Annotated in this window: 22 protein-coding genes; 3 read left to right on the top strand and 19 right to left on the bottom strand. The window is 71.8% G+C overall.

The window, feature by feature from the left end:
• Positions 1-157: 157 nt before the first annotated feature.
• On the bottom strand, positions 158-1,330 hold the full coding sequence (locus OG299_RS06790; RefSeq protein WP_327360888.1) for an FAD-dependent monooxygenase: 1,173 nt from the start codon (positions 1,328-1,330) through the stop codon (positions 158-160).
• 68 nt (positions 1,331-1,398) lie between these two features.
• On the opposite strand from OG299_RS06790, the gene OG299_RS06795 reads away from it, so the two are divergent.
• On the top strand, positions 1,399-1,989 hold the full coding sequence (locus OG299_RS06795) for a TetR/AcrR family transcriptional regulator (protein ID WP_266635473.1): 591 nt from the start codon (positions 1,399-1,401) through the stop codon (positions 1,987-1,989).
• Positions 1,990-2,026: 37 nt separating this feature from the next.
• Here the strand turns inward: OG299_RS06795 and OG299_RS06800 are convergent, their stop codons facing one another.
• Entirely contained in the window at positions 2,027-2,467 is a 441-nt protein-coding gene (locus OG299_RS06800; protein WP_266635471.1) for a nucleoside deaminase, read from the bottom strand.
• Entirely contained in the window at positions 2,464-3,282 is an 819-nt protein-coding gene (locus OG299_RS06805; protein WP_327360889.1) for an LLM class flavin-dependent oxidoreductase, read from the bottom strand. Before OG299_RS06805 ends, OG299_RS06800 begins: the two co-directional genes overlap by 4 nt.
• Before the next feature lie 93 nt (positions 3,283-3,375).
• Here OG299_RS06805 and OG299_RS06810 point away from each other — a divergent pair, with 93 nt between their 5' ends.
• Positions 3,376-3,822 (top strand): Lrp/AsnC family transcriptional regulator, encoded by a 447-nt coding sequence (locus tag OG299_RS06810; protein ID WP_266635467.1) that lies wholly within the window; start codon positions 3,376-3,378, stop codon positions 3,820-3,822.
• A 75-nt stretch (positions 3,823-3,897) separates the two neighbouring features.
• Here the strand turns inward: OG299_RS06810 and OG299_RS06815 are convergent, their stop codons facing one another.
• The 13 genes from OG299_RS06815 to OG299_RS06875 form a co-directional block, all read right to left on the bottom strand.
• A complete protein-coding gene (locus OG299_RS06815) occupies positions 3,898-4,026 on the bottom strand; it encodes a helix-turn-helix domain-containing protein (RefSeq protein ID WP_327360890.1) in 129 nt (42 codons plus the stop codon).
• A 28-nt stretch (positions 4,027-4,054) separates the two neighbouring features.
• Positions 4,055-5,059: an NADase-type glycan-binding domain-containing protein gene (locus OG299_RS06820; RefSeq protein WP_323179127.1), complete on the bottom strand. Its 1,005-nt coding sequence runs from the start codon at positions 5,057-5,059 to the stop codon at positions 4,055-4,057.
• A 395-nt stretch (positions 5,060-5,454) separates the two neighbouring features.
• Positions 5,455-6,102, bottom strand: coding sequence for a phage tail protein (locus OG299_RS06825; RefSeq protein ID WP_327364470.1), 648 nt, complete (start codon positions 6,100-6,102; stop codon positions 5,455-5,457).
• 14 nt (positions 6,103-6,116) lie between these two features.
• Complete coding sequence (locus OG299_RS06830; RefSeq protein ID WP_327360891.1) at positions 6,117-8,075, bottom strand: putative baseplate assembly protein; 1,959 nt, start codon at positions 8,073-8,075, stop codon at positions 6,117-6,119.
• Positions 8,075-8,518, bottom strand: a complete 444-nt coding sequence (locus OG299_RS06835; RefSeq protein ID WP_266635459.1) for a GPW/gp25 family protein — start codon at positions 8,516-8,518, stop codon at positions 8,075-8,077. The genes OG299_RS06830 and OG299_RS06835 overlap by 1 nt, the downstream gene beginning before the upstream one ends.
• Positions 8,518-10,416: a VgrG-related protein gene (locus OG299_RS06840; protein ID WP_327360892.1), complete on the bottom strand. Its 1,899-nt coding sequence runs from the start codon at positions 10,414-10,416 to the stop codon at positions 8,518-8,520. Before OG299_RS06840 ends, OG299_RS06835 begins: the two co-directional genes overlap by 1 nt.
• Positions 10,416-11,138 (bottom strand): CIS tube protein, encoded by a 723-nt coding sequence (locus tag OG299_RS06845; protein ID WP_123081168.1) that lies wholly within the window; start codon positions 11,136-11,138, stop codon positions 10,416-10,418. The genes OG299_RS06840 and OG299_RS06845 overlap by 1 nt, the downstream gene beginning before the upstream one ends.
• A 3-nt stretch (positions 11,139-11,141) precedes the next feature.
• Positions 11,142-11,579: a phage tail protein gene (locus tag OG299_RS06850; protein WP_266635453.1), complete on the bottom strand. Its 438-nt coding sequence runs from the start codon at positions 11,577-11,579 to the stop codon at positions 11,142-11,144.
• 155 nt (positions 11,580-11,734) lie between these two features.
• Positions 11,735-12,112, bottom strand: a complete 378-nt coding sequence (locus OG299_RS06855; protein ID WP_327360893.1) for a hypothetical protein — start codon at positions 12,110-12,112, stop codon at positions 11,735-11,737.
• A gap of 3,242 nt (positions 12,113-15,354) precedes the next feature.
• Positions 15,355-15,513, bottom strand: a complete 159-nt coding sequence (locus OG299_RS06860; RefSeq protein ID WP_266635449.1) for a DUF6760 family protein — start codon at positions 15,511-15,513, stop codon at positions 15,355-15,357.
• On the bottom strand, positions 15,510-15,992 hold the full coding sequence (locus OG299_RS06865; protein WP_266635447.1) for a hypothetical protein: 483 nt from the start codon (positions 15,990-15,992) through the stop codon (positions 15,510-15,512). Before OG299_RS06865 ends, OG299_RS06860 begins: the two co-directional genes overlap by 4 nt.
• The gene (locus tag OG299_RS06870; protein ID WP_266635445.1) at positions 15,992-16,432 is read right to left on the bottom strand and encodes a phage tail protein; all 441 of its coding nucleotides are present in this window, start codon (positions 16,430-16,432) and stop codon (positions 15,992-15,994) included. The genes OG299_RS06865 and OG299_RS06870 overlap by 1 nt, the downstream gene beginning before the upstream one ends.
• Positions 16,433-16,513: 81 nt before the next feature.
• Positions 16,514-18,142: a phage tail sheath family protein gene (locus OG299_RS06875; protein WP_327360894.1), complete on the bottom strand. Its 1,629-nt coding sequence runs from the start codon at positions 18,140-18,142 to the stop codon at positions 16,514-16,516.
• Between the two features lie 344 nt (positions 18,143-18,486).
• Between OG299_RS06875 and OG299_RS06880 the strand changes: the two genes are divergently transcribed.
• Positions 18,487-20,010 carry a COG1470 family protein gene (locus OG299_RS06880; protein WP_266635441.1) on the top strand — a complete coding sequence of 508 codons (1,524 nt, stop codon included), beginning with the start codon at positions 18,487-18,489 and terminating at the stop codon, positions 20,008-20,010.
• A 120-nt stretch (positions 20,011-20,130) separates the two neighbouring features.
• Here the strand turns inward: OG299_RS06880 and OG299_RS06885 are convergent, their stop codons facing one another.
• The 3 genes from OG299_RS06885 to OG299_RS06895 all read right to left on the bottom strand — a co-directional run bounded on the left by OG299_RS06885 (position 20,131) and on the right by OG299_RS06895 (position 23,771).
• A complete protein-coding gene (locus OG299_RS06885) occupies positions 20,131-22,269 on the bottom strand; it encodes an ATP-binding protein (RefSeq protein ID WP_327360895.1) in 2,139 nt (712 codons plus the stop codon).
• Entirely contained in the window at positions 22,266-22,955 is a 690-nt protein-coding gene (locus OG299_RS06890) for a Pvc16 family protein (protein WP_327360896.1), read from the bottom strand. The genes OG299_RS06885 and OG299_RS06890 overlap by 4 nt, the downstream gene beginning before the upstream one ends.
• A gap of 177 nt (positions 22,956-23,132) precedes the next feature.
• Entirely contained in the window at positions 23,133-23,771 is a 639-nt protein-coding gene (locus tag OG299_RS06895) for a response regulator transcription factor (protein ID WP_327360897.1), read from the bottom strand.
• Positions 23,772-23,826 lie beyond the last annotated feature (55 nt).

Genomic DNA, 23,826 nt, shown 5'->3' on the forward strand with positions numbered 1-23,826 from the left:
ACCACGCAACAGCACGCCGACAGGATGTGCGCCGTCCAGGCGAACCCGTGCGACATCCAGGTGACCCGTCAGGTCAGCGCACTCGGCCGCGCGCCTTCAGGGGCACCGGCGGGAGCCGCCCGACAGCGACGGGCCTGCCGACGCCGGGCTCGTCGTTTCACGCGGCACGGCGGTAGACAGGCAGGGTTTCGGCGGCGCGGGACTGCAGGCGGCGTTCGATCCCTCCGACAGCCTTCATGAGTGGCAGCCGGACCAGAGCGTCGCGCACGCGCCGGCCGCCCTCGGTCCTGGGCACCATGAGGCGCAGGTTCGGGCCGATCTGCTGCTTGCGGTCGACCAGAGGCCGATGGACGGCGTCGTAGCGGGCGAAGGCGACCCGGTGGTCGCCGCCTGCCGCGGCCAGCTCCCCCGCCAGCCGGTACGCCCCGACCAGGGCCAGTTCGGCGCCGGCGCCCGAGGCCGGGGAAGCGCACCAGGCGGCGTCACCGATCAGCGCTGTGCGGCCGTTGGACCAGGAGTCCATCCGTACCTGGCCAAGGGCGTCGAAGTAGAAGTCGGGGTCGGCCAGGGCCGCTTCCAGCAAGCCCCGGGTGGGCTGCCACGGCTGGTCGGCGAATGCCTCGGCGACCAGCCTCTTGTGCTCGGCGATGTCGCGGTGGTCGCAGTTCAGCCGCTCGGAACGGAAGATGAAGTAGGCCTTGGCCTGGGTGTGGGTGCCCGACCGGTAGATCCCCGTCATCTTGCCTGGCGTGTTGAACATCGTCACCCAGCGGTCCTCGCCCAGCCTGCCGTCGGCGTTGGCGAAGGCGAAGTAGTGGTCCTTGTGCCGGACGAACCGCTCCTCGGGGCCGAAGGCGAGCCGCCGCAGGTTGGAGTGCATTCCATCGGCGCCGATCACCAGGTCGAAGCGGCGGACGGGAGCGCGCTCGAAGGCGACCGTCACACCGTGGGCGTCCTGCTTCAGGGCCCGGATCGAGTCACCGAATCGGATCTCCACGTCATCGGCCGCTTCGCGCAGCAATGCGACCAGGTCGCCCCGCATGATCTCGACCGAGGCAGTCTCGCGGATGCTGATCCGAGCGACGGCGCGGTCGGCGGCGTCGACGAACTTCATGCCGTTCACGTCGGTGGCCAGTTCGCGGATGCGGTTCATGAGGCCCATTCGCTCGGCCACGGTGACCGCGTCGTCGCGCACGTCCACCCCGTTGCCTCCGGTGCGCAGCTCGGGGGCGCGTTCAACGATGGTGGGCCGCAAGCCGTGCCGGGCCAGCCAATAGGCCAGGGTGAGTCCGGCGATGCCGGCTCCGGAGATCAGGATCCGCTCGTTCATGGTGGCTCCTCCCGCTAGACTCAAGTGAAACATGCATTCCAGATAGCTATGTGGAAGGAGCATTTCAGTTGTCAACGCTTTCGGAGCAGCCGGGGCCCGCGCCGAAGCGCCGCGCCGATGCCGTGCGTAACCGAGACCTGGCCGTGGGCGCCGCCATGGCGCTACTGGCGAAACCGGGTGCGTCCCTCACCGTCGAGGCCATCGCCAAGCGCGCCGGATTGGGCGCCGCCACCGTCGTGCGCGCCTTCGGCGGCAAGGACGCGCTGCTGGACGCCGCTGTCTCCCGGCTGCTCGAACCCCTCGTCCAGCGCGCCCGCGATCTGCTCGCCGCGACGACCCCCTACGAGGCCCTGCGCACGTTCCTGCGTGAGCTGATCGCCTTCCAAACTGCACATCACGCCATCAACGACCAGCTCACCGGCCTCGACCTGCCCGCCACCACCGCACTGCGGGCCGGCCTGGTCGGCGCTGTCGAGGAAATGATCGAGGGCTCACGCCGCGATGGGCGGGTCCGCGCCGACCTCGACCCCGCCGTCACCACCGCCCTCATCAGCGCCACCGCCCTGGCCGTAGCCCGCGCCGAGCCGTCCTCGCCCGGCCTCGTCCACGCCTACCTCACCGTCCTGCTGGATGGCCTCAATCCGCACCTCCCCGCCTGACGCACCGACGGCCGCCGAGACGGCCGCTGGCCGGCCTTCATCGTGTTGGCCGGTAGTAGTCGTCGATGGGAGCGCGTGCCTCGTCGAACAGGGCCGGGCCGTCCTGTGCCACCGTCGGCCATGCGCCCGAATCCGGGTTGAGTTCCACGAGTTGCGCCGTGGAGAGCGCGTAGACGACACGGCCGAGTCCGGAGCGAACGATGGCGCCGGCGCACATGCCGCACGGCTGGCAGCTTGTGTACAGAGTGGTGAGTGCGGCCGCGTCACGGTCGAGTTCGCGAGCCGCCCAGCGGGAGAGCTTCAGTTCCGGGTGGGCGGTGATGTCGTTGTCGCGTCGTACCGTGTTGTGGGCTTCGGCGAGAATCGTGCCGTCCGAGCCAACCAGCAGGGAACCGTACGGTGCGTCGCCGTGGGTGGCGGCATGGGCTGCGACGGCGATGGCCCGCCGCAGCAGTGCGGCGTCGGCAGTGGTGATCACGAGGATGTCCTCCAGCGTGCGGCAATGGCGGTGAGCGCCTGCCACGCCTCATGGGGCCGGCGGGTTTCCTCCGGGTCTCCGTGGTACGGGTCGAGCACGACGGTGTGGGCCCCGAGGCGGTGAAGCTCGTCGAGATCGTCGAGGATCTGATCGAGGGTGCCGGTGCCCGCGAGCCGCTCGGGGTCGCTGATGGGTGCGGTGGTCAGCCGCAGGGCGATGCGGGGCGCGAACGCCGGCAGAGAGTGGTTCCTGACGACCGAACGCATCCAGGGAAGGGTGCCCCGCAGCGGATGCCAGGCGTCGCCGAACCTGATGGCGCGCCGGATTCCCGCCTCGCTGTTGCCGCCGACCCAGACGGGAACCGGGGCGGTGTGCCCGTCGGCCTCATCGAGCCAGGCCTTCCGCAGAGCGACGAGGTACTCGTCGGTCAGCCTGCCACGTGCGGTGAACGGCACGCCGAGCGCGTCGAATTCCTGACGTGCCCAGCCGACTCCCACCCCGAGCACGAGTCTGCCGCCACTGAGCTGGTTGAGGTTGGTGGCCATGCGCGCCACCAGCAGCGGATGCCGGTAGGGCAGCACGAGCACGGTCGTGCCCAGCCGCACTCTGGTGGTGATGCCGGCAAGCCAGGACAGCGTGGTGAACGGCTCGTAGAACGGTGCCGGATAGCGCCCGGCCACGTCCGGAGTGTTCACCACGTGATCCGACACCATGAGGAGGTCGAAGCCGAGCCCCTCCACGATCCGCGCCCACTCGCTCAGCACGCCCGGAGCGGTTCCAGGCCCGAAGTTCGGTACGTTCACGCCAAGTTGCATGATCGGAGGCTATCTCGGTGATCAAGAAATTTGAAAGACGCTTCTCCCGGCAGGCTTGCTACTCTTCCATCAATTTCCCGGTAGGGTCGCGAAATGACCGGGAATCTTGACGACATCGACTGGGCGATCATTGACGAGCTGCAACGGGACGCGCGCATCTCCATGAGCGAGTTGGGGCGGCGCGTGAGTCTCGGCTCGTCAGCCACCACGGAACGGGTGCGACAGCTGGAGGCGACGGGCGTCATCGCCGGCTACCGCGCCGTGGTCGACCTGGCCAAGGTCGGCTACCCCGTGCTGGCCGTCGTCCGGTTGAAGTACCCGGGCAACCGCCACCAACCGTTGCGCCGGCTACTCGCCGATCGGCGCGAGATCCTGGAGTGTCTGCGCACCACCGGCGACGACTGTTACACCCTGAAGGTGGCCGCAACCTCCATGGAACACCTGGAGACACTCATGGACGAGCTGGCAGGATTCGGCAGTACGACCACCAGCGTCGTCTACAGCCAGACGCTGCCGTATCGAGGACCCAACCGGCCCTGAACGAACGGCTGACCGGGTGGGGACGTACGGGGCGCGGAAGGGTCCGGCAACGTCACGGATGCTGCCGAACCCTTGTCAGCCGGCAATCCGGTACCGCACAAACCGGGCCCGCCAGCGCCCCACCGCCTGCGGTGTGGAACCGAGTTGAGCAGCCACGTCCTTGTTCGAGACACCGTCAGCACACGCCAGAACGATCCGGCACACATCTGTACAGAATTTCCGACTCAGAACACTAGGAGCCGCTGGTCGCGGCGCGGGTGAAGAACTCGATCTCGGCTATCGAAACCTGCTTGTCGGCGCCCACGTTGAACGCCGAGCGGATGACGAACCTGACGCTGACGACGTTCTGCGCCCGGAACTTCTGCTGCTGCGGCCCGCTCACCTGGTCGAGTGTGATCTGGCGCGTGGTCTGCTTCCCGTCGGCCGTGGTGATGATCGCGTCCATGCGGTGCGGCAGCGCGGCCTCGGAGAGGTCCGAAGCCTTGGTGGAGATGCCGGACGTGATCAGGATGTCCAGCAGGCGGGTGGGTTCGTTGAAGCGCGCCTCTATCCACTCCCCGTCGGCGGACTGCGAGACGCCGGGGCCCCACCAGCTGTTGTTGATCTTGTCGAAGAGCACCTTCGGCGGGTGACCGTCGAAGGAACGGGACGCCGCGGCGGAATCCGGGGTGACCTGGGCCCGCTTCGCGAAGTGGTCGCGCGCCGCGCTCCACGCCGTATCCACGGTGAACGCCCCGTAGATCACCAGCGCGAGCACGAGGCCGTACGCGATCCAGGTGAAGGCGCGGCCGATGCCTCGGCGCAGCCGCGGGCGCTCGCCCGCCCACGGGACCGGGCGGTCGCCGACGTTCCAGATCCGGCGCCACCAGGGGTGCCGAGCCTCCGGGGCACCGGGACGCTCCGCCAGTGACATGCCGCAGCGCCGGCAGAAGTGCCGGTCCGGGCGGTTGCCGACCTCGCACCAGGGGCACGGCGGACCGGTCTCGTCGGCCGGTTCCGCGCTGGGAGCCTGGACGCGGGGGCGGGCCGCGGCGGGCACGCCGGGGAGGACCGGCGCGACATCCGGTGCCGGTGCGGCGGCGCGCTGGTCGGCGACCGGAACGAGCAGCGCCCTGGCGCGCGCGCTCGCGTCCGGGGTCGCGGCCGCCGGGGAGGCGGCCGGTGCGACGGGATCCACCGGGACCGTGGGCGGGGTCTCCTCCTCCGGGCGCGCCGTCGTCGGCGATGCGGCGCTCACGGGTCCGTGGACGGCTTCCCGCACCGGGCCCGCGCTCCCGGCCCGGGGGGCGGGATCACCGGCATCAGGACCGAGGCCGGGGTCGGGACCCGGACTGCCCTCAGGATCGGCCTCGGTATCGCCGTCGGCCGACGTACCCCCGCCCGAGCCCGACGAACCCCACGCACCCGCGCCGCCTTGCCGGCCTGCCGTACCCGTACCCGTACCCGTACCCGTACCCCGTTCCTCCTGACCCGGGGTCCAGCTCAGTACCGCGCCGCAGCCGTCGCAGAACGACTGCCCCGGAGTCGAGCGCGTGCCGCATTCAGCACAATGATGTGACGTGTTCCCCGCGTTCCCCGCGTCGGCGCCGACAGCTGCGGACGACGGGGTGGACGGGGAACCCTGCTGATCGGTCACCTGTCGGGAGTCCTTTCGGGGGCGGTCACCTGGACCGTGTAAGGCATGTGGGCGGGGCGAGCTGCCGCGACGAGGCGCTCCAGCCGGTGTTCGGCGGCCGGGTCGGGCTCCGGCAGCCGTACGGTGACGTGCAGATGCGGGCGCCGCTCGCCGGGGACCGGGCCCAGGGGCCGGGCGTCCCAGGCGGCCGCGCCGCTCTCGATGATCTCCGGCTCCACGCCGAAGGCGAGCCGTATCGTCTCGGACAGTCCGCGCCGGGTGCCGCGGATGCGGTGCAGCCGTACCGCGGCGGTCACCGCGGCGCGCAGCGCGACCGTCGCTTCCGTGTCCTGCGGACGGCCGGCGGCCGGTGGGGCCGACGCGGCTTTCGCCGGTTCGGCGTCTGCGGGGCCGTCGGCGCCCCCGGCAGCGTCCGGCCCGTCGCTTTCCGCACCCACCCAGCTGCCGAGCCAGCGGGTGAAGTCCGCTGGCGCGAGCGACGGCGTGAAATAGGCGTCCAGGCAGTCGAGCACGTTGTGCAGCGGTGCGAGGGCCTCGTCGATACCCGCGACGAAGCGCTGCGCGAGATCGTCGTCGGCGAACACCGCCGGCAGCATCACGCCCAGCGGCGCGGAGGAGCCGAGTCCGTCGACGGAGCCGCGCATGCTCCCGCCGGCGCTCACGACGCGTCTCCTATCACCCGGACGCGGTGGTCGAACGAGAAGGCGAGCGCGGAGGGTTCGAGGTCGATCCGCTCCGTGGGGTCGCCGCGCCGGCCGCTGAGCGGGTCGGCGGGGTGCAGCAGCACCTCGTCCACCAGCTCGACGCCGGGCACCCGCTGCAGCACCGCGAACACCTCGCCCGCCTGCACCGGGCGGCCGAAGGGCCAGCCCGTGCCGTGCGCTCCCCCGGTCAGCGGGTCGAGATGGCGGTACAGGGCGTCGTGCGCCTGTCGCCTGACCCGGTCGGTGTCGGTGCCGCGGAAGGCGTGCACCGTCGCGACGACCGTCACCCCCTGGTAGAACGGCGGACCGACCGCCAGCCGGGTGCCGATCAGTCGCCGCTCGTCCAGGTAACGGGTGATGCGCCCCAACAGGGCGTCTCCGGGGACGAGTTGTTCGAAGCGCAGCCGGCCGCCCGGGTCGGACACGGCCTGCGGGACGACCAGTACCCGTACGGCGTGTGCGCCGTGCTCGTCCGGCTCGGCCGCGAGACAGGTGATGCGTGCGGTCTCGGGTGCCGCGCGGCGCGCGAGTTCCTCGTAGTCCCGCAGGGTCACGGCGCGGTCCTGCGCCCTGAGCGCGATGGGCGCCCTGACCTTCGCCTCCTCGACGGTCTCACCGTCGACCCCGCCCCGCGCGGCCTCCCGGTTGACGACGTCGGAGACGTACGGGATGGAGTCGCGCAGCACCTGGATCGCGCCCCTGGCGACATTGCCCACCCTTCCGCCGCCCGTGCGGTAGCGGCGGGCCCGGACAGGCGCACCCTTGGGCGGTACGGCCCCGTACTGGCGCAGGGTGCCGTCCGGTTCGCGTACGGACGGGCCGAAGGCGATCTCACCGGTGGCCGCGTCCAGGGTGACGTGCCGGTCGTCGGCCCCCGAGGCGGCGAAATGGCCGACGGTTTCCCACCCGACCCAGCCGTCGCGCTCGGCGACCTCGAGGAGCAGCGGCTGCGCGTCGCCGACGACGGGGCTGTTGGCCAGCCGCAGCCGCTGGCCCGGCAGGCCGGTGGCCTCCCCCAGCGCCTCGTCGCGGACCGTCTCGGCGTGCACGACGCCGGTGCTGCCGCCGATGGTGAACGCCTCGGCGGAGCGGATGGTGGGCGAGGTGGTGTAGAACGGCTGGCCCTGCTCCGGATCGGTGACCCGGCAGCGCAACCAGCCCGCCTCGCGCCGCCCGGTGCGGGAGAGCGCGTGGCCGCCGGGGACGTGCAGCACCACCTCGCCGGGGCGGTTGAGCCCGCCGGTGGTGTCCCGGTCGACGTCGCAGCCGGCCCAGCCGTCGGGGGTCCACGCCTCCCAGACCAGCGGCGGCTGCCTGGGGTCGACACCGACACCGTCGACCTGGCTGTCGAGTTCCAGGACGACCACGCACTGGGGAACGGCGGAGCTGAGCCCGAACAGCATGCGGTCACCGGGGCGCGGAGCCTCCGAGAAGCAGTGCACGTCCTTCGCCCCCGCGAGGTCCGAGGTGCGGTCGGCCGCCTCCTGATCGGCTCGCTGGACCACGAGGTACGACAGCTCGCAGGGCACCACGGTGAGTTCGCGCTCGGTGGCGAACACCACCGCGTCCTCGGTCTGGGTGCGGACCGTGGCGACCTCGGTACCCGTCGCCAGCACGACGGGCTGCTTCTGCGGCGCCGACAGCCAGAACGTGACGCCGGCGCGCGCGGCGGACGGGGGGAAGAGCGTGATCCCGATGAGGTCCAGGAACGCGAGGTGGTTCTTCTCCGGCACCCGGTTGAGCCGGTACACGATCTGGTCCGCCATGTGGGCGACCGTCTCGACGAGGGTCACGCCCGGGTCGGAGACGTTGTGGTCGGTCCACTCGGGAGCGCGCTGCTGGATGTAGCGCTTGGCGTCGTCGACGAACTGCTGGAAGCGCCGGTCGTCGAGGTTCGGGGAGGGCAGGGCCATCAGCGGTCGCTTCCAAGGTGCTCGTCGGGCGCGGCGGACCCATCGGGTCCGTCGTGGGAGGGGATCACGTAGAACGGGAAGACCAGGCTGCGCGGGTTGTTGGTGCCGGTGATCGAGTAGCGGACGTCGATGAAGAGCACGCCTTCGTCCGCGCCGGCCGTCACCGCGACCTCGTCCACCTCGATGCGCGGTTCCCAGCGGTCCAGGCAGCTGTGCACCTCGTGCTGGATGCGGCCCGCGGTGGCCTCGTTGACCGGGGCGAAAACCATGTCGTGGATGGCGCAGCCGAACTCGGGGCGCATCGGCCGTTCTCCGGGCGCGGTGGACAGGACCAGCCTGATGGCCTCCTCGACCTCGCGTTCCCCGCTGACCAGGGCGATACCGCCGGTGGGGCCGATGCGCAGCGGGAACGCCCATCCGGAGCCGACGAACTGCTCTGCCATCAGCCCGCCCCCATGGTCAGCACCTTGTTGTTGTTGGAGGTGAGGAGGCCGCTGGACTTGATCGTGATGGCTTGCAGGCCGATGTTGATGGCGGCGGTCATCTGCAGGGAGACCCCGGCGGTCAAGGTCATGGCCGCCGTGCTCGTCATGGTGAGCGCCCCGCCGGCGGTCACGGACGCGACGCCGCCCGCCTGTACGGACAGGACGGACGCCGCGTTGATGTTCATCGGCCCGCCGCTGCGGATCGTCAGGGAGCCCACCGCGTTCAGCGAGAGGTTGCCTCCCGCGTTGACGGCCACCCCGGCGGATCCCCTGATGGAGACGGCGCCCTTGCTGTCCACGACGATCTCGGTCTTCGTGCGGTCCAGGTTGATGGTGAGCCGGTCGTCTCCGGTGGACAGCCGCACCCCGCGCTTGAGACCGACGCTCTGGTCGAGCAGGTCGATGCGGTTGTTGCTGCGGTCGGACAGGGTGCGCCGGGTGACCTTGCCGCGCGTCGGGTCGTAGACCGGCACATCGACGGGGTCCGGCTTGTCGACGCCGTTGTAGAGGCCGCCGATGACGTACGGGTGGTCCAGAGCGCCGCGGTCGAAGGCCACCAGCACCTCGTCGTCGACGTCCGGGGAGATCATGCTGCCGCCCTTGGCCCCGCCGAGCTGCACGGTCCGGGTCCAGTCGCTGACGTACATGTCGTCCAGCCAGGGGAACGTCAGCTTGACCCTGCCCTGCCGCAGCGGGTCCTTGATATCGGTGACCAGGGCATTGGCAACGCTGGGCAGCCTGGCCGGGCCCGCCCCTCCGCCTCCGGAGGTGAGCCCGTAGAGCGAACGCCACTGGCGGCCGCTGACGTTCAGGAACGTCTGGTAGTGCTCCTGGTCACCGAAGGTGTGACGGGCGGCCGTGATCGTGTACTTGCCCTGGAACGGCTTGCCGACGCCCTTGAGGGTGACGGCGACGCCCGGCCGCAGTTCCGTGTTGCCGCGCGCCGTGACCTCCACTTCGGCGAAGGACGAGGTCACGTCCTCCGCCAGGGCGTCGGCGGCGTGCTTGACCTCGTCCAGCTTGTCGTAGGGCGTTGCTGTGTCGACGAGTTCGGCCTTACCGAACCTCCTGGACGCCTCGGACGGCTTCGTACCGATGACGAAGCCCGGGTTGTCCAGGGCGGGCGCCTTGTAGACGAGGGACTGCTTGGTGGTGACGTTCCAGCCACGCGCCTCTACAGCGGTCACCTGGTCGGCGGAGGTGACCGCCGCGCGGCAGCGCAGGATCTCCTCGCCGCCCTTCAGGAGGAGCGGGCTCCGCGAGCTCGGCATGCTCTCCGGTGGAGCCGTCATCGCCCTCTGCCGCTTGACGAACTGGAACCTCCCCTTCGAGTTGATGGACATCACCATCTCGTTCTCGTCCGCCAGTCGTTGGACGAAGTCCCAGTCGCTGACATTGGCCTGGCTGATGAACGCGTACTGGCCCTTGGTCCGTTGGGTCCTTCCCAGCGGAATGCCGCTCTCCCGCGCCAGTTCGACGGCGATCTCGGTGGCGGTCTTGTTCTTGTACGCCGCCACCCTGCGCTGCCGCAGCATGCGGTGACCCTTGTCGTAGCCCCGGATGACGGTGAAGGTGCCGAGGCGGTCATAGTCGGTCTCCAGCGCGGTGACCTCTCCCGTGATCAGCGGTGTGCCCTTGCCGTCGGAGAAGGGCGCGATGACCACGGGAACACCGATCTCGACGTTCAGCTTGGCGAGGATGTCCTTCGCGTCGTCACGGAAGGTGAGCTGGAAGGCGCCGGGAACGCCCGCGCCGAAATCGACCCGGCCGGCCACCAGGTCCTTGTTCTCCGGGGACTTGAGCTTGGTTCCGGCGATCTGCACCGTGAGGATGTTGGAGAAGCCGATGTCGGACATCAGGCGCCGACCTCTTCCGCGGCGGGCAGCATCAGTTCGACGCCGGGCGTCAGCGTCTTCGGGTCGTCGATGTCGTTGGCCTCGGCGATCGTGCGCCACACGGTGGCGTCCCCGTACTCGCGCCACGCGAGGAGCGGCAGCGAGTCGCCGGCCACGACCCGGTGCACGCGGCGGGTGGTGAGCGCGCCGGAGGTGGGGTTCTGGCCGAGCGTGCTGCTCGGGATCTCGTGCAGGCTCACCTGGCAGACGGCCCGGATCGGCATCCCGTTGGTGTTGAAGAGGGTGTACTGGGCCTCCACGGAACTGACGTACGCGTTGAAGCGGGCGGTGGAGAAGGCACCCCACTCGAAGACCACCCACGGGGTCGACGGCTGGTTCGCCGCGATGCTGGCGGTGGTCGTCTCGCAGCAGGAGAACAGGGCTTCGACCTTCTTGCGCACGTCGTTGCTGTCCGGGTCGTCCGAGCGGTCGAGGAAGATCTCCACCGCCATCTCCCGGGGCTCGGGCCCCATGAACTCAGGGACCGCACCGTCCCGCACGGCGGCGGTGGGTGTGGTCTTCCACTGGGCCCTGCGGGTGAGTGACAGCTGGGACGGGTTGAAGTCGAAGTGGAACGTCTTCATGAGCGCGCCGGGGCTGGTGCTGCTGCCGATCGGCGGCTGATGGATGGCGAGCGTCGCCCGCACCAGGCTGTCGCCTATGCCGAAGCTGGAGAGGTCCATCGGCTACGCCTCCCCCGCGTCCGTGAATCCGTGGTGGGCGATCTCCAGGATCTCGGTGGCCACGGCGGGGTTCGCCGGGTCGAAGGAAGGACCGCGCCAGCTCACCGGGAGTACGTCGATCAACCCCCACTGCGCGACCGTCGAGCCGTCGGCGCGCAGCGCGGCGATCTGTCCGGTGGGACGGGTCACCCCCGTGGTCACCGAGGAGATCCACTCCGCCACCTTCGCGGTCTCCTCGGTGAGGGGCCGGGTCAGCGTGATGTTGGAGAAGGTGACGCGGGAAGGCAGCTGCCAGACGAATCCGTTGTTGCCGCCCTCCTGCCGCTGCTCGATCTCGACCTGGGAGGCGAGCCCTTCGCAACCGTTGAAGTAGCCCAGGCTCTCACCGTCGATGGTGAGGTTGAAGAAGATGGTGGAGCCTGCGTCGAGTTCCTGGGGCATCGGGTGGGGCCTTCCTGCGGTTCCACGTGGGGCTGGGGCGATGGGGCATGGGGCATGGGTGTCGGGACTCACGGCCTTCGGGCTCACGGCCTTCGGGGCTCACGCGCTGACGCGCTCACATGGCAGCTCGCACGGCTCGGGCTCGCGCGCGGGGGTCAGTGGCGTGGATCGCGCAGCTTGCCGATCCGCTCGCGGTCGAGCCGTAGCTCGGTACGCAGCAGCCGTGTCATCGGCCCGATCAGCCGGTGGGCCAGCTCGGCCACCTGGTCCTCCTTCAGATCACGCGGTGTGAACTGGCTCGTCGCGGAGGGCGCGGGCCGGCCCGAGGAGCCCCCGCCGTCGCTACTGCGCCGCACCTCGACGGACGGGGCGCGGTGCGGGGCGGACACCCGCGCGGGGGCGGACGCCGGTGTACGGACCGACGCCGGTATCGCGACCGGGGGAAGGGCGGGCAGCGCGGCCGGGGTGGCGGGCGCGGCCCGCTGCACCGGGAGCGCGGCGGCCGGAGCGGACCGGACCGGCGCGAGGGACACGACGGGGCTCCGGACCGGCCGGGCCACGGAGGCGGTCGGGACAGCGGGAGCGTCCCGCACCGGCATGCGGGCGATCCCGCCAGGGACGGGCGCCGCCGATGCCGATACGGACGCGGCCGCGGCCGCGGCGCGCTGAACGACCGGGAAACCTGCGGGTGCGCCGTAGGGACGGGATCCCTCGTAGCCGCCGGGTCGCACGGGCGCGGGCGCCGTGGCGGGAGCGGCCGGGGAACGAGCGGCTGTCCGCGGCAGCGGACGGGCGGCGGCAGGCCGGGCGGCGGACGGCTGCGCCACGGCACGCGGCACGGCACGCTGTACGGCAGGCCGACGAGGAGCGCCGGCAGCAGCGGCAGGTGCGGTCCGAACGCGGTGCAGACGCACGGCGGCCGCAGTGCCCTTCGCGATGGGTGCGGGAGCCGGCGACGGCGAGGACGGTGGTACGGCACTGCGGACGCCCGGGAGCGCGGCCGCCCCGGGAGCGACGGGCCGCCGCGCGACGACCGGAGGGGCACCGACCACGGGGGGATCAACACGTCGCGGCGCGACGGCTGCCGGAGCAGGAGTCGCGGAGCGCCGCCCCACCGGCGGCGGCGTGAACCCGGCGGCCGTGACCGGCCGTGAGGAACCCAGCAGCGGAGCGACGGGCGGCAGCCCCCGCCCCGCGGCCGACGCCAGGGGTGTGGCAGACGCAACGGACACGGCGGACGACCGCGTCACGGATGGCCCGGCACTCGCCGCCGGGGCCGCGAAGGTGCGGGGGGCCGCAGCGGAGGCAGCGGTCCGGGCACGGGAAGGGGTCCGGGCCGAGGCCGGGCGCTGGACCGACGCCGGGTGCTGGACCGACGCCGGGTGCTGGACCGACGCCGGGGCGAGGGACGACCGCTGCACGGGCGGCGCGCCACCCGAACGAACCGATCCGGACGCGTTGTTCACCGCGGGGCGCACCGGCGCTCCCGCCGCGGAACCGGATGGCGAAGCGGGAGCGGGACGGACGCCGGGCGCGGACACGGCTACGGGTGCGGGCACCGGCCGTGGGCCGCCCGCCGGCGGTACGGTCGAGGCCGGCCGTCGCGCCGGTACGGAGGGCGCCGCCGTTGCCCGCTGCACCGGAAGCACAGCGGCGGACCGGGCGACTCCGGATCCGCCCGCCATGGGCGGCGATGGGCGCGTCGACGGGGTTGCCTCATCGGCAGGGTTCCCGCCGGAGACGCCGGACGGCCGAAGGGGAGCGCCGGGCACCGGCGCGCCACTACCGACCACCGGACCGCTGGACGCCGGACCGGAAGCCGGCGGACCGGAAGTACGCACCACGGGCGGACGCGTAGGTACGGCAGGGTCGTTCGCACGGGAGCCGGTGGGCGCTGTGCCCGCAGGACCGGACCCACCACTGGGACGGCTCGGCGTCGGCGTACCACCACGGCCGGATGTCCCCGGGGCAGCGAGCCGCTGCACCGGCGCCGGCCCGCCGGTCCGCTCCGCAGGCGCACGCGTCGGAGCGACGGGTAGTCCGGCGACCGTGCCGGATCCCGGTCCCCCGGCGCTCGCACCCGCACCCGCACCGGAGCCGGAAGGACTGGAGGGTCCGGAGGACTTGGGGAAGGTGGTCGACTCGGAGGAACCGTCGTGCCCGGCGGAATCGCGCCGCTGCACGGGCGACGCCGGTGCGGTGGCGGGCGTCACGGGGCCCGCCACCGGACGGGTGGTCGGCGGCGCCGGGGAACGTTGCACGAGAGGGGCGCGGCCGGGAGCCGGGGCGCCCGTCTGCCGACGCGCCGCCGGGGCAGCCGACGGCGGGATCGCCGTCTGACCGCCGACAGGTCCACTCGACGGAGCGCCCAGCCTCGGCCGTGCGGCCGGGCGGGAGACGGGCGCAGGCATTGCGGGTGTACCGGTTCCGGACGACACGCCTGACCCGGACGTTCCTGCCGCCGAACGCACCGCAGCTTCCGGCCCGGCCGCCGGTGTCCTCTGTACGGGCCGCGTTCCGCTGTTCGCGACGCTGCCGGACGCAGGCACCCGGTCCGCCGGAGCCACGGGCGAGGCCGGTCCTGGCGGGGACGGTGCCACGACGGGGCCGGCGATGCCACGACGCCGTTGCACCGGTGCGGCGGGCGTCTGCGGAGCGGGCGTCGGCGGAGCGGCCGGCGTCTGCGGAGCGGGCGTCGGCGGAGCGGCGGGCGTCTGCGGAGCGGGCGTCGGCGGAGCGGCCGGCGGAACCACAGGTCCTGACAGCGGGGGCCCGAGCAGCGGGCGCCGAGGTGGCGTGACGGCGGCCCGCCCGGTCGCCGGCCCGGGAACGCTCGCCGTACTTCGCTGTACGGGGAGCGAGGAGGTGCGAGCCGGCGGGGTCCGGTCGGCCGGGGGCGCTGCCGCGGGCGGGGCCGCCGGACCCGACCGCCGGGGGCCGTCCTGGCTTCCCCCGGAGCGCTGGACGCTCACCGGGGCAGCCGCGGTTACGGAGGAAGGAGGGAGGGGACGGAGGGGAGATCTGGGAGCGGGCCTCGGCGAGTCGGCACCGGAAGGCGAGGACGAGGACGCCGGCGCCGGAAGGGGCGCGGGCGCAGCCGTCCGCGCCGCTCCCCCAGCGCCTGCCGGGGCGGCCGTCACGCTGCCCGGTGCCACTGCGGGAAGCACCCTGCGGTGTCCCGTGCGCGGGGCGGAGGCCCGCGTCAGCGCCGAGGGCGCGGGTCGCGGCGGCCGGGGCCGTACGGGAGCGATCCGCGGACCCTGGGCGCGCTGCACGAAAGGCACCGGCCGGCGCGCGTCACCGCCGCCTCCGTCACTTCCCCCTCGGTCACTTTTCACTCCGTCACCGCCGTCGACGACAGCAGGCGCCGGGAAGAGCGTTTCCTTGGCGGGGCCGCCCGGCCCGGATCCTCGGGCGAACGACAGCGTGTCCTTGATGAGACCGGTCGGGGCGCCGTCCAGCACGGCGTGCGAGAGCGTCCCGGAGAAGGAGTGGTTCTGCCAGGTGGTCAGGGAGCCGCCGAAATCCGCGGACGCGACCGTCTGCCGCGCCGGAGCCAGCATGGCGCGCTGGATCGGTGGCAGAGCAGCCCAGCCACGTCCCCCTCCGGAAGCATCGCCGCCGGCACCCGCGGCAGCACCGGTGCCCGCAGCAGCACCGTTACCGGCAATGGCCCCGCTCCCTGCGGCCGCCTCGGGGGCGGGGCCCGCCGCCGTGCCGTTCCCGCCCGCGCCGCGCTCCCGGCCCCGGCCCTTGAGCCGGTCGAAGATACCCATCACCGCTCCGTTGCAGCGCGCGTCACCAACGTGGCGATCTGCTCGGCATATCGCCGCCGCTCACGGTGTTCGAGGTCCAGGATGTCGTCCCGATTCCAGTGGAAGTGGTAGGCGATGTACGCGATCTCGTCATGGATCCGGTCGGTCGCGTACGTCACGATTCCCCCAGGCGGCTCCCGCCGAGCTCGACCTCGAACGGCTGCTCGCAGTGCGGGCAGGAGACGCCGGCCCTGGTGTGGCCCTCGGCGTTGACCTGCCGGTAGAAGTCCTGCAGAAAGGCGAGGTCGGAGGCGAACATGTTCTCCACCACACCGTCGTGCATGTGTGCCACGGTGCCCAACTGGGTGATGACCCGGCCGAGCAGCACCACGGAGAGATACGCGGGGTTCTGCTGCACCCGCATGTCCTGCAGCGGGATCAGCTCGTCCCGGGCGGTCGCCAGTCGCATCACGCCCTCGCGATGCACGGTGCCCATGTCGTCCACGTACCCGCGTGGCAGCTCGAACGCGAACTCGGTCCGCAACTGCTGTCGTGCGGGCGGTGCTTCCGCCGGCCCGACGGCCGGGACCGCCACGTCCGCGAATGCGGAGGTGGCGGCAGCGGCGTCGGTGGCGGGCCTGACCGGTCCGCGGCGCATTACTCGGTGACCAGCTCTTCGTAGACGATCGTCACGGTCTCGGTCATCACGGAGGCCTCGCCCGCCGTCGCCGCCGCGCCCATCACCTTGCTGCACCAGGCGTTGCGCAGATGCTGACGCCTGACCGGGTTGTACTGGGAGTCCATGTAGATGATGCTCGCGTTCTTGCGCGCCGACCCCATGTCGCCGCGCAGCGAGGCGTTGATCCACTCGGTGAAGGCGGTGGACTGCTCCATACCGCGCGTGACGGTGGTCTCACCGGCCTTCTTCACGCCGGGCATCTTCTTGGTGATGGGCTGTCCGTTCGCCGAGACCTGCTGGTACTCGATGACGTCCTGTTCCATCCCGATCTCGCCCACGCCGTGCAGGTACTCGACCATGACGCCGTCGATCTGGAGGCCGAAGTTGTTGGTGGTGAGGGAATCACCCTGAGCGGCCATGAAAGAAGCCTTTCCATCTGCTGATGCGGGGACCTGTGGCTGTTACGCGCTGTCGAGCGAGGGTCGGAGGCGGCCGGACCGCTACTCCTCCAACTCCCCGCTGCCGCCGGAGAACTGCGCCAGCCGGAAGATCACGAACTCGGCAGGCTTGACCGGCGAGACACCGATCTGGCAGATGACCCGCCCGAGGTCCACCGACTCCGTCGGGTTGGTCTCGGCGTCGCACTTCACGTAGTAGGCGTCCTCCGGCGTGGCGCCGAACAGCGCGCCGCTGCGCCACTCCGTGACCAGGAACGCGGAGATGTTCCGCCTGATCCGGGCCCACAGCGCCTGGTCGTTGGGCTCGAACACCACCCACTGGGTGCCGTTGAGGATCGACTCCTCCAGGTAGTTGAAGTACCTGCGGACGTTGAGGTAGCGCCAGGCCGGGTCGGAGGAGAGGGTGCGCGCGCCCCAGACGCGGATGCCGCGGCCGGGGAAGGTGCGGATGCAGTTGATGCCGACCGGGTTGAGCAGGTCCTGCTCGCCCCGGGTGATCTGCAGCTCCAGGTCGACGGCGCCGCGCACGACCTCGTTGGCGGGGGCCTTGTGCACGCCGCGCTCGAAGTCGTTGCGGGCCCAGATGCCGGCGACGTGGCCGCTCGGCGGGATCAACCGGGTCTGACCGCCGGCCGGGTCGAAGACCTTGATCCACGGGTAGTAGAGCGCGGCGTACTTGGAGTCGTAGTTGGACGTCTCCTGGCGCCACACCCGGATCTGCCGGGCGTTGAGGCCGGGCGGCGGGTCGATGATCGCGAGCCGGTCACCCATCAGTTCGCAGTGGGCGATCAGACCGAGCTGGACGGCCTTCACGGCCTCCAGGTCGATCGCGCCGCGCTGGTAGGCGGCCATCAGGTCGGGGACGGCGACCATGGAGATCTCGTCCACGGCTTCGAGGCCGCCGAAGCCGGTGCGGTCCGCGGAGTCGCCCAGGTACTCGGCGATGCCGACCGGCTCGCCCTGCGCCGCGTCCGGGACCGCGGGGGCCTGCGCGGCGGCGACGGGCGCTTCGAGCGCGACCGTCTGGTTGTCGGGGCGGGCGAGCTGCGCGGCCGCGGCCCCCTCCTGTACGGAGATCAGCTTGGAGTGTTCCTTGACCTGGGTGACCACGTAGTTGCGGGCACCCTTCTTCGCCGAGACGTCGAAGGTCTCGACGGGCTTCGAGCCGTCCTTGACGACCAGCCGGAACCGCTCGGCGGGGCCCTCGCCCTCCGCGTCCGCGACCTCGACGCTGAGCGTGCCGTTCTCGCCGGGCGCGACGGCCGACACCTTGAACGTCCCCAGTACCTGCGCCGGCCCGGGCGTGAGCGCGGCGGGCGCCGACGCACCGCCTGCGGCGACCGCGCGGCCGCGCCGGCCGCCGATCGATTCGGTGCCTTCGCCGGGTGCGCCCGCCACTCCGTCGCGTGCCCCGCCCACCCGTACCACGTAGGCCGCGGAGCCACCGTTGTTGAAGAAGCCGTACACCGCGTGCGCCAGGAAGTATCCGTCGGTGAACTCGCCGAAGGAGGCGACGTACTGCGTCCAGTTGGTGACCAGCGTCGGCTCGTTCAGCGGACCGTCCGGCGCCAGCCCGACGAATGCGGCCACCGAGGTGCCGACCCCCTCGATCGGACGAGAGCCGCTGGCCACCTCTTCCACGTATACGCCCGGCGACAGGTAAGACGGCATGCTCTGCTCTCCTCGGGGTACCAAGACAAGACCAGACTCACCCTCGCGCCCCGCACACGACCGGGGATACGTCCTCCGGTGCCTTGTCGGGGGCAGTGGCCATGTCCCCAGGGGCAACGGGAGGATGACCGCGAGGCCGGGCCGCCGCGTGGTGCCCGCGGCGCGGACGTACCGGGGCGGCGCCGGGCGGAGCGCCGTGGAACGCGGCCGCGGGCTCGGTCCCGCGTCCCTCGACGGCAGGCGCACGCAGGAGTGTTCGAGGGCAGCGGGCGTTACCTTTCGGGCAGCGGCGCTACCCGGCGGCCCCTGATGCCGGCCCTCCCGTGGGCAGTAGCGTCCATCGGGTGACGACCTGGACATCCCTGGAGCCCGCCTCGACCACGGTCGACCCGGGCAGCAGCACCACCGTACGACTGCGTCTGCGCAACACCGGCGACGTCGTCGACGAGTACCGCTTCGAGGCGGTCGGCGACATCGCCCCGTACGTCTCGGTGGAACCGCCGACCATCAGGCTCTTTCCGGGCACCACCGGCATCGTGGAGCTGACGGTCGCCCCACCCCGTACCCCGGACGCGACCGCGGGCCCGCACCCGTACGGTGTGCGCATCCTGCCCACCGAACACCCCGGGTCGGCCACGGTCGCCGAGGGGAACGTCACCTTCACCACGTTCATGGAGGTGCGGGCCGAGCTGGTCCCGCAGACCGTCAAGGGTCGCTTCAGGGGCCGGCCCAAGCTGGCCGTCGACAACCTCGGCAACACCGTGCTCACGGCGTCGATCGGTGGCGGCGACAAGACCAGCGACGACCTCTCGTACGAGATCGTCCCGTCCAACGTCCAGATCGAACCCGGTCGTGCCGCCTTCGTCGACGCGACGCTCAAGCCCCGGCAGATCACCTGGGTGGGGCAGAAGCAGCAGCGGCCGTACGAGCTGTCGGTGCGGCGCTCGGGCTTCGACCCCCTGGTGGTGAACGGCACATACGTGCAGCGCACGCTGCTGCCGGTCTGGATGATGACCGCGCTGAGCCTGCTGCTCGCCCTCACCGTCACCGGAGTCATACTCTGGCTCACCTACAAGGCGCCGGTCCGCACTCTCGCGCAGGAGAAGCTGCAGCAGGCGGCGGCCACCGCGCTGCCGGAGCAGCCGACCGGCAAGCCGACGCCGGCGGTCTCGCCCACGGCGCAGCCCGAGGGACCGGACGCCGGCGGTGGAGGGGGTGAGAAGAAGCCCCCGGAGGGGGCCAAGCCCGCGCGGGGTCCGCTGCCCATCACGTCGCAGGACAAGCCGAACCTCTTCGTGCAGTTCGCACAGGTACGGCTGGCCGAGGGGGCGGCCGACTGCAAGCTGACCGCCCCTTACACCGTGGGCAAGCTGGACGCGGCGACCCAGCAGGCGCTGACGTGCTTCCAGCAGTCCAACGACTCAAAGTACGGCCAGTTCAGCCAGATGGCGAAGACCGACGGGCCCGGGAACCTGGGCCGCACCACGATGACCGCGCTCCTGGCAGCGCACTTCGTCGCCAGCAAGAACCTGTCGCTGAACCAGAACCAGGCCAGCCCGGAGGTGCCCTGGGTACGGAACATCCTGCTCTGGGGCACGCAGGGCGAGTTCGACGACGGCGACCTGGCCACGACGGTCACGTACACGAAGGCCAACATCGACTACCTGCGCAAGCACGTACAGCTCCAGGAGAAGCCGACTCAGGCCGACACGGACCGGATCAAGGAGTACCAGGCCCAGTTCGGGGCCGAGCAGACCGGGGTCCTCGACGAGCCGACTCTCACGAAGACGAAACTGGGCTGGGTCCACGAGCAGGGCACGCCGGGCACGGTGACAGCCAAGGACTGGCTCCCGGCACCGATGAAGTAGCCGCGGCCCGGGTCGTCGCCCGCTGCGGCCGGACCCTCGCGGTCCGGCCGCAGCGGGCCCGCGGCACGTAACCGTTCGGCCGGGACGCGGCCTGGCCGGGACACGCCGTCCGAAGACGGTCTACCAGGACGCGTCGTCCAGGACGAGGCGGCCCGCCTTGCGGTACTCGCGCTGGGCGCCGGCCAGGAGATCCGCCGTCGATACACCGTCGCCCCGACCCGCCGCCGCGTACGCGGCCGTGACGACCGCGCTGCGGATCGAGCCGCCCGCCAGCTCGAAGTCCCGTGCGCAGAAGGCCGGATCGATGTCCTCGGCGCAGGGGACGTGGGCGAGGCTGTGCCGCCACAGCGCCAGGCGCTGCTTCTCATCCGGGAAGGGGAAGTCGACCACCAGGTCCAGCCGGCGGGTGAAGGCGTCGTCGATGTTGGAGCGCAGGTTGGTGGTCAGCAGGGCGATTCCGTCGAACGACTCCAGACGCTGCAGGAGGTAGGCGCTCTCCATGTTCGCGTGGCGGTCGTTGGAGCTGCTGACCTCGGAGCGCTTGCCGAAGACCGCGTCCGCCTCGTCGAAGAGCAGCACCGTGTCCGTACGGTCGGCCTCGGTGAAGATCCGCTCCAGGTTCTTCTCCGTCTCGCCGACGTACTTGTCCACGATGGACGGTAGCTGTACGACGTAGAGGTCCAGGCCCAGTTCCCCCGCGACCACTTCGGCGGAGAGCGTCTTCCCGGTCCCGGAGTCGCCCGCGAACAGCCCCACCACGCCCCGCCCGCGCCCGCCGCCCGTGCTCAGCCGCCAGTCGCCGAGCACCCGGTCGCGGTGTCGGGCGCGAAGGACCAGTTCCCGCAGCTGCGCCAGCGGGCCTGCGGGCAGGACCAGATCGTTCCAGCCGACGTCGGGCCGGATGCGGCGGGCGTGCCGCTCGAGGCCCGACGCGGACTGCTGCCGGGCCGCGAACCGCAGGTGCGCGGCGGACAGTTCCGTACCGTCGAACGCGGCGAGGTCGCGCGCCGCGCGGGACGCACGGTCGATCCCGGCGGGCCCGAGCCGGTACGCGGCGACGACCGGCGCCAGGTCGAACGCCGGCTCCTGGGGGCCGAGCGCCGCCCGCCAGGCGTCGAGATCGCCGGCCCGCTGCCGGGGCGCGTCCAGCACGATCGGGTCGCGTCCGCTGTCGCACCACTTCGGGTCGTACGGGCGCGGATCCGCGAACAGGACCGGGACGTCCTTCACGGTGAGCGCCCGGATCAGTTCCCCGGGCTTCTCGGGCAGCGAGGTCACCACGATCGCGCGTCCCGTCAGCCGTGCCTCGCGCAGCAGTTCCCGGTACGGGAGGCGCTCCCCCGCCGGACGGTGCTCCGGAGCGTGCTCCTCGGGGCGGTGCTCCTCGGGGCGTCCTGCCGGCGCGAAGTGCAGGGCCGGGATGCCGGCCGCGCCCAGGGCGACGGTGGCGCAGGCGAGGCCGTCGCCGTCGCGGTGCTCGCGCAGGTAGGCGGTGAGCGGGCGCGCCGCGAGGTGCCCGGCCAGTCTCCGGGTCAGCGGGTCGCCGCCGTCCGGCGTGACGGTGGCCACCGCGTTCTCCTCGTCCGCCGCGCCGGGCCGGTACGGAAGCGGACGTACGGTGCCCTGCAGCGCCGGGTCCGGGGTGTCGTCACCGAGCAGATGCGCCACGACCCGGTCGGGGACGCGCAAGGAGCGGCTGAGGAAGGGGCGTTCGGGGTCGTCCACCTCGATCAGCCCGCGCGCGAGCAGCCGTGCGGCCGGATGGAACCGGGAGCGTCCGGCGGCGGAGTGCGTGGGCACCCCGCACAGGTCGAGCGCGAGCGCCACGGTCGCCCGGCGACGGGTCACGTCGTCGTTGAGGTAGCCGTACAGCGCCTCGAAGGAGCGGTCCAGGTCGGGCGCCAGCGCGATCAGCAGGATCTGGGTGTCGAGGGGGCTCAGGCGCAGCCAGTGGGCGAGCCAGTGGAGGCGGTCGTCCTCGGACGGCCAGGTCTCGTCCGGCTCCGCCGCGTCCTCGGTTTCCGGCTCTTCTGCCGCGCCTGGTTCGCCGGACCCCTGCCGCTCGTCCGGGCCGGACGGCATCAGGCCTTTCGTTTCCGTCCGCCCGAACAGCAGGTGCTGTACCGCCTCCTCCGTCAGATACATCCCGCGCATCGGGTCGGTGGCCGTCGGGTCCTTGGCGCTGCGGCGATCGACGAGGAGCGCCACCCGCGCGCGCAGTTCCGCGAGCCGTTCGAGCAGGGGGGAGGAGTCGTTCACTTCCGCTGCTCCTGAACCGTTCCCGTCCTGCCGTTCCTCCGCACGAAGTCCTCCTTGGCGGCGGCCACGCTCTTCGCGCTGTGGTGGCGCGTGGGACCGTCGTCGGACCCGCCGTCCGTGCCCCGGACCCGGACGCCGAGCCCCTCCGTGACCGGCGGACCGACGCGGTAGTCGGGGGACGCCAGGAAGGGTGCGGTGATCACCACGTCGAGCGAGGGCTTGAGTTCACCGCCCAGCGCGGACCAGATGTCCGCGAGCGAGCGCGCCTCGGTGTGCAGCCCCGCGACGGTCAACTGGACGGACAGGCCGAGTCCGGCGAGGGTGCCCGTCAGGTCCTCCGGCGGCAGGATCTCCTTGGGCAGCAGCGTGTGCAGTACCGCGGAGAGCATCCGGTGCTCGTCCTGCGGACGCTTGGTCCAGGCCGTGACGAGGTACGAGAGCCGGAACCAGCGCGGCGGCTGGTGCTCCTTGACGATGATCCCCTGCTCGTCGCGGAGCCCGATCCTGCCGCGCTGGCGCCGCTTGGTGTCCTCGCGGATGTCGTAGAGGTACGCGTCGATGGTCGGCGCGTTGCGCCGGGCCGCCCAGTCTCGCGTCGGGGCGTCGAAGGTGACTTCGACATCGGACCCCGCGAAGGAGCCGCGGATGAGCAGCCCTCTCAGGATGTCGTCCACCTCGTGAATCACGGTCGCGCTGCCCTTCGTCGTCGACGCCCGGGCATGGAGGAGCCCGGTCCATCGTGGCCGCCGGGGCGCCGGCCCGCGAGGCACCCGGGGGACGATCCGGGGGCAACTCCGCTGCCCCCGCGTCGCCCTGCTCCTGTCCTCGGGGACCTTGTACCGGCGCGGTACCGGCGCGAGACGTCAGATGTAGCCCTCGCGCAAGGCGTAGGCCACGGCATGGGCCCGGTTGCGGAGCTGCAGGCGGGTCGTCAGGCCGTGCATGACGTTCTTGACCGTGCGTTCGGAGTACGAGAGCTTGCCGGCGATCTCCGCGGTATCCAGCCCCTCGGCCACCAGTCGGAGCACATCGATCTCACGCGGCGCCAGGCCGGACACCGTGGCTCCCGACACGCTGGTCGTGCCGCGCTGCAGCGTGCCGACCTGGGCCATCAGCCGTCCCAGCAGGTCCGATGGCAGGTCCCCATCGCCCCGGGAGGCCGCGAGGACCGCTTGGAGAAGGCGGTGTCCGGTGGCCTCGCGCCGCCAGACGATCGCGCCGACCCCGTACTCGATCACCTGGAGCAGCTCCGCCTCGCGGATGAGGCTCGTGACGAGGACCGCCCTGATGCCGTCCGCGCGCGTCAGCCGCCTCAGCCGCGACAGCGTGGGTTCGTCCAGCACCTCCGCGAGCAGGACCGCGACCGTGCCCGGCCGGCTCGCGCCCTCCTCGACGAGCTCCACCTCGGAGTGGCGGCGCAGTTGGCTGACCGCTCCGTCCAGGGACAGCGGGTCCGACGCGTGGACCTCCACCGGGATTCTGTTCGGGCTTCGAAGAACCATGCCATACGTCCTCGCGTCTAACTCAACAGAACAAAACGTGCCTGCTACATCCTTC

Source organism: Streptomyces sp. NBC_01296 (assembly GCF_035984415.1).
Taxonomy (GTDB): Bacteria; Actinomycetota; Actinomycetes; order Streptomycetales; family Streptomycetaceae; genus Streptomyces.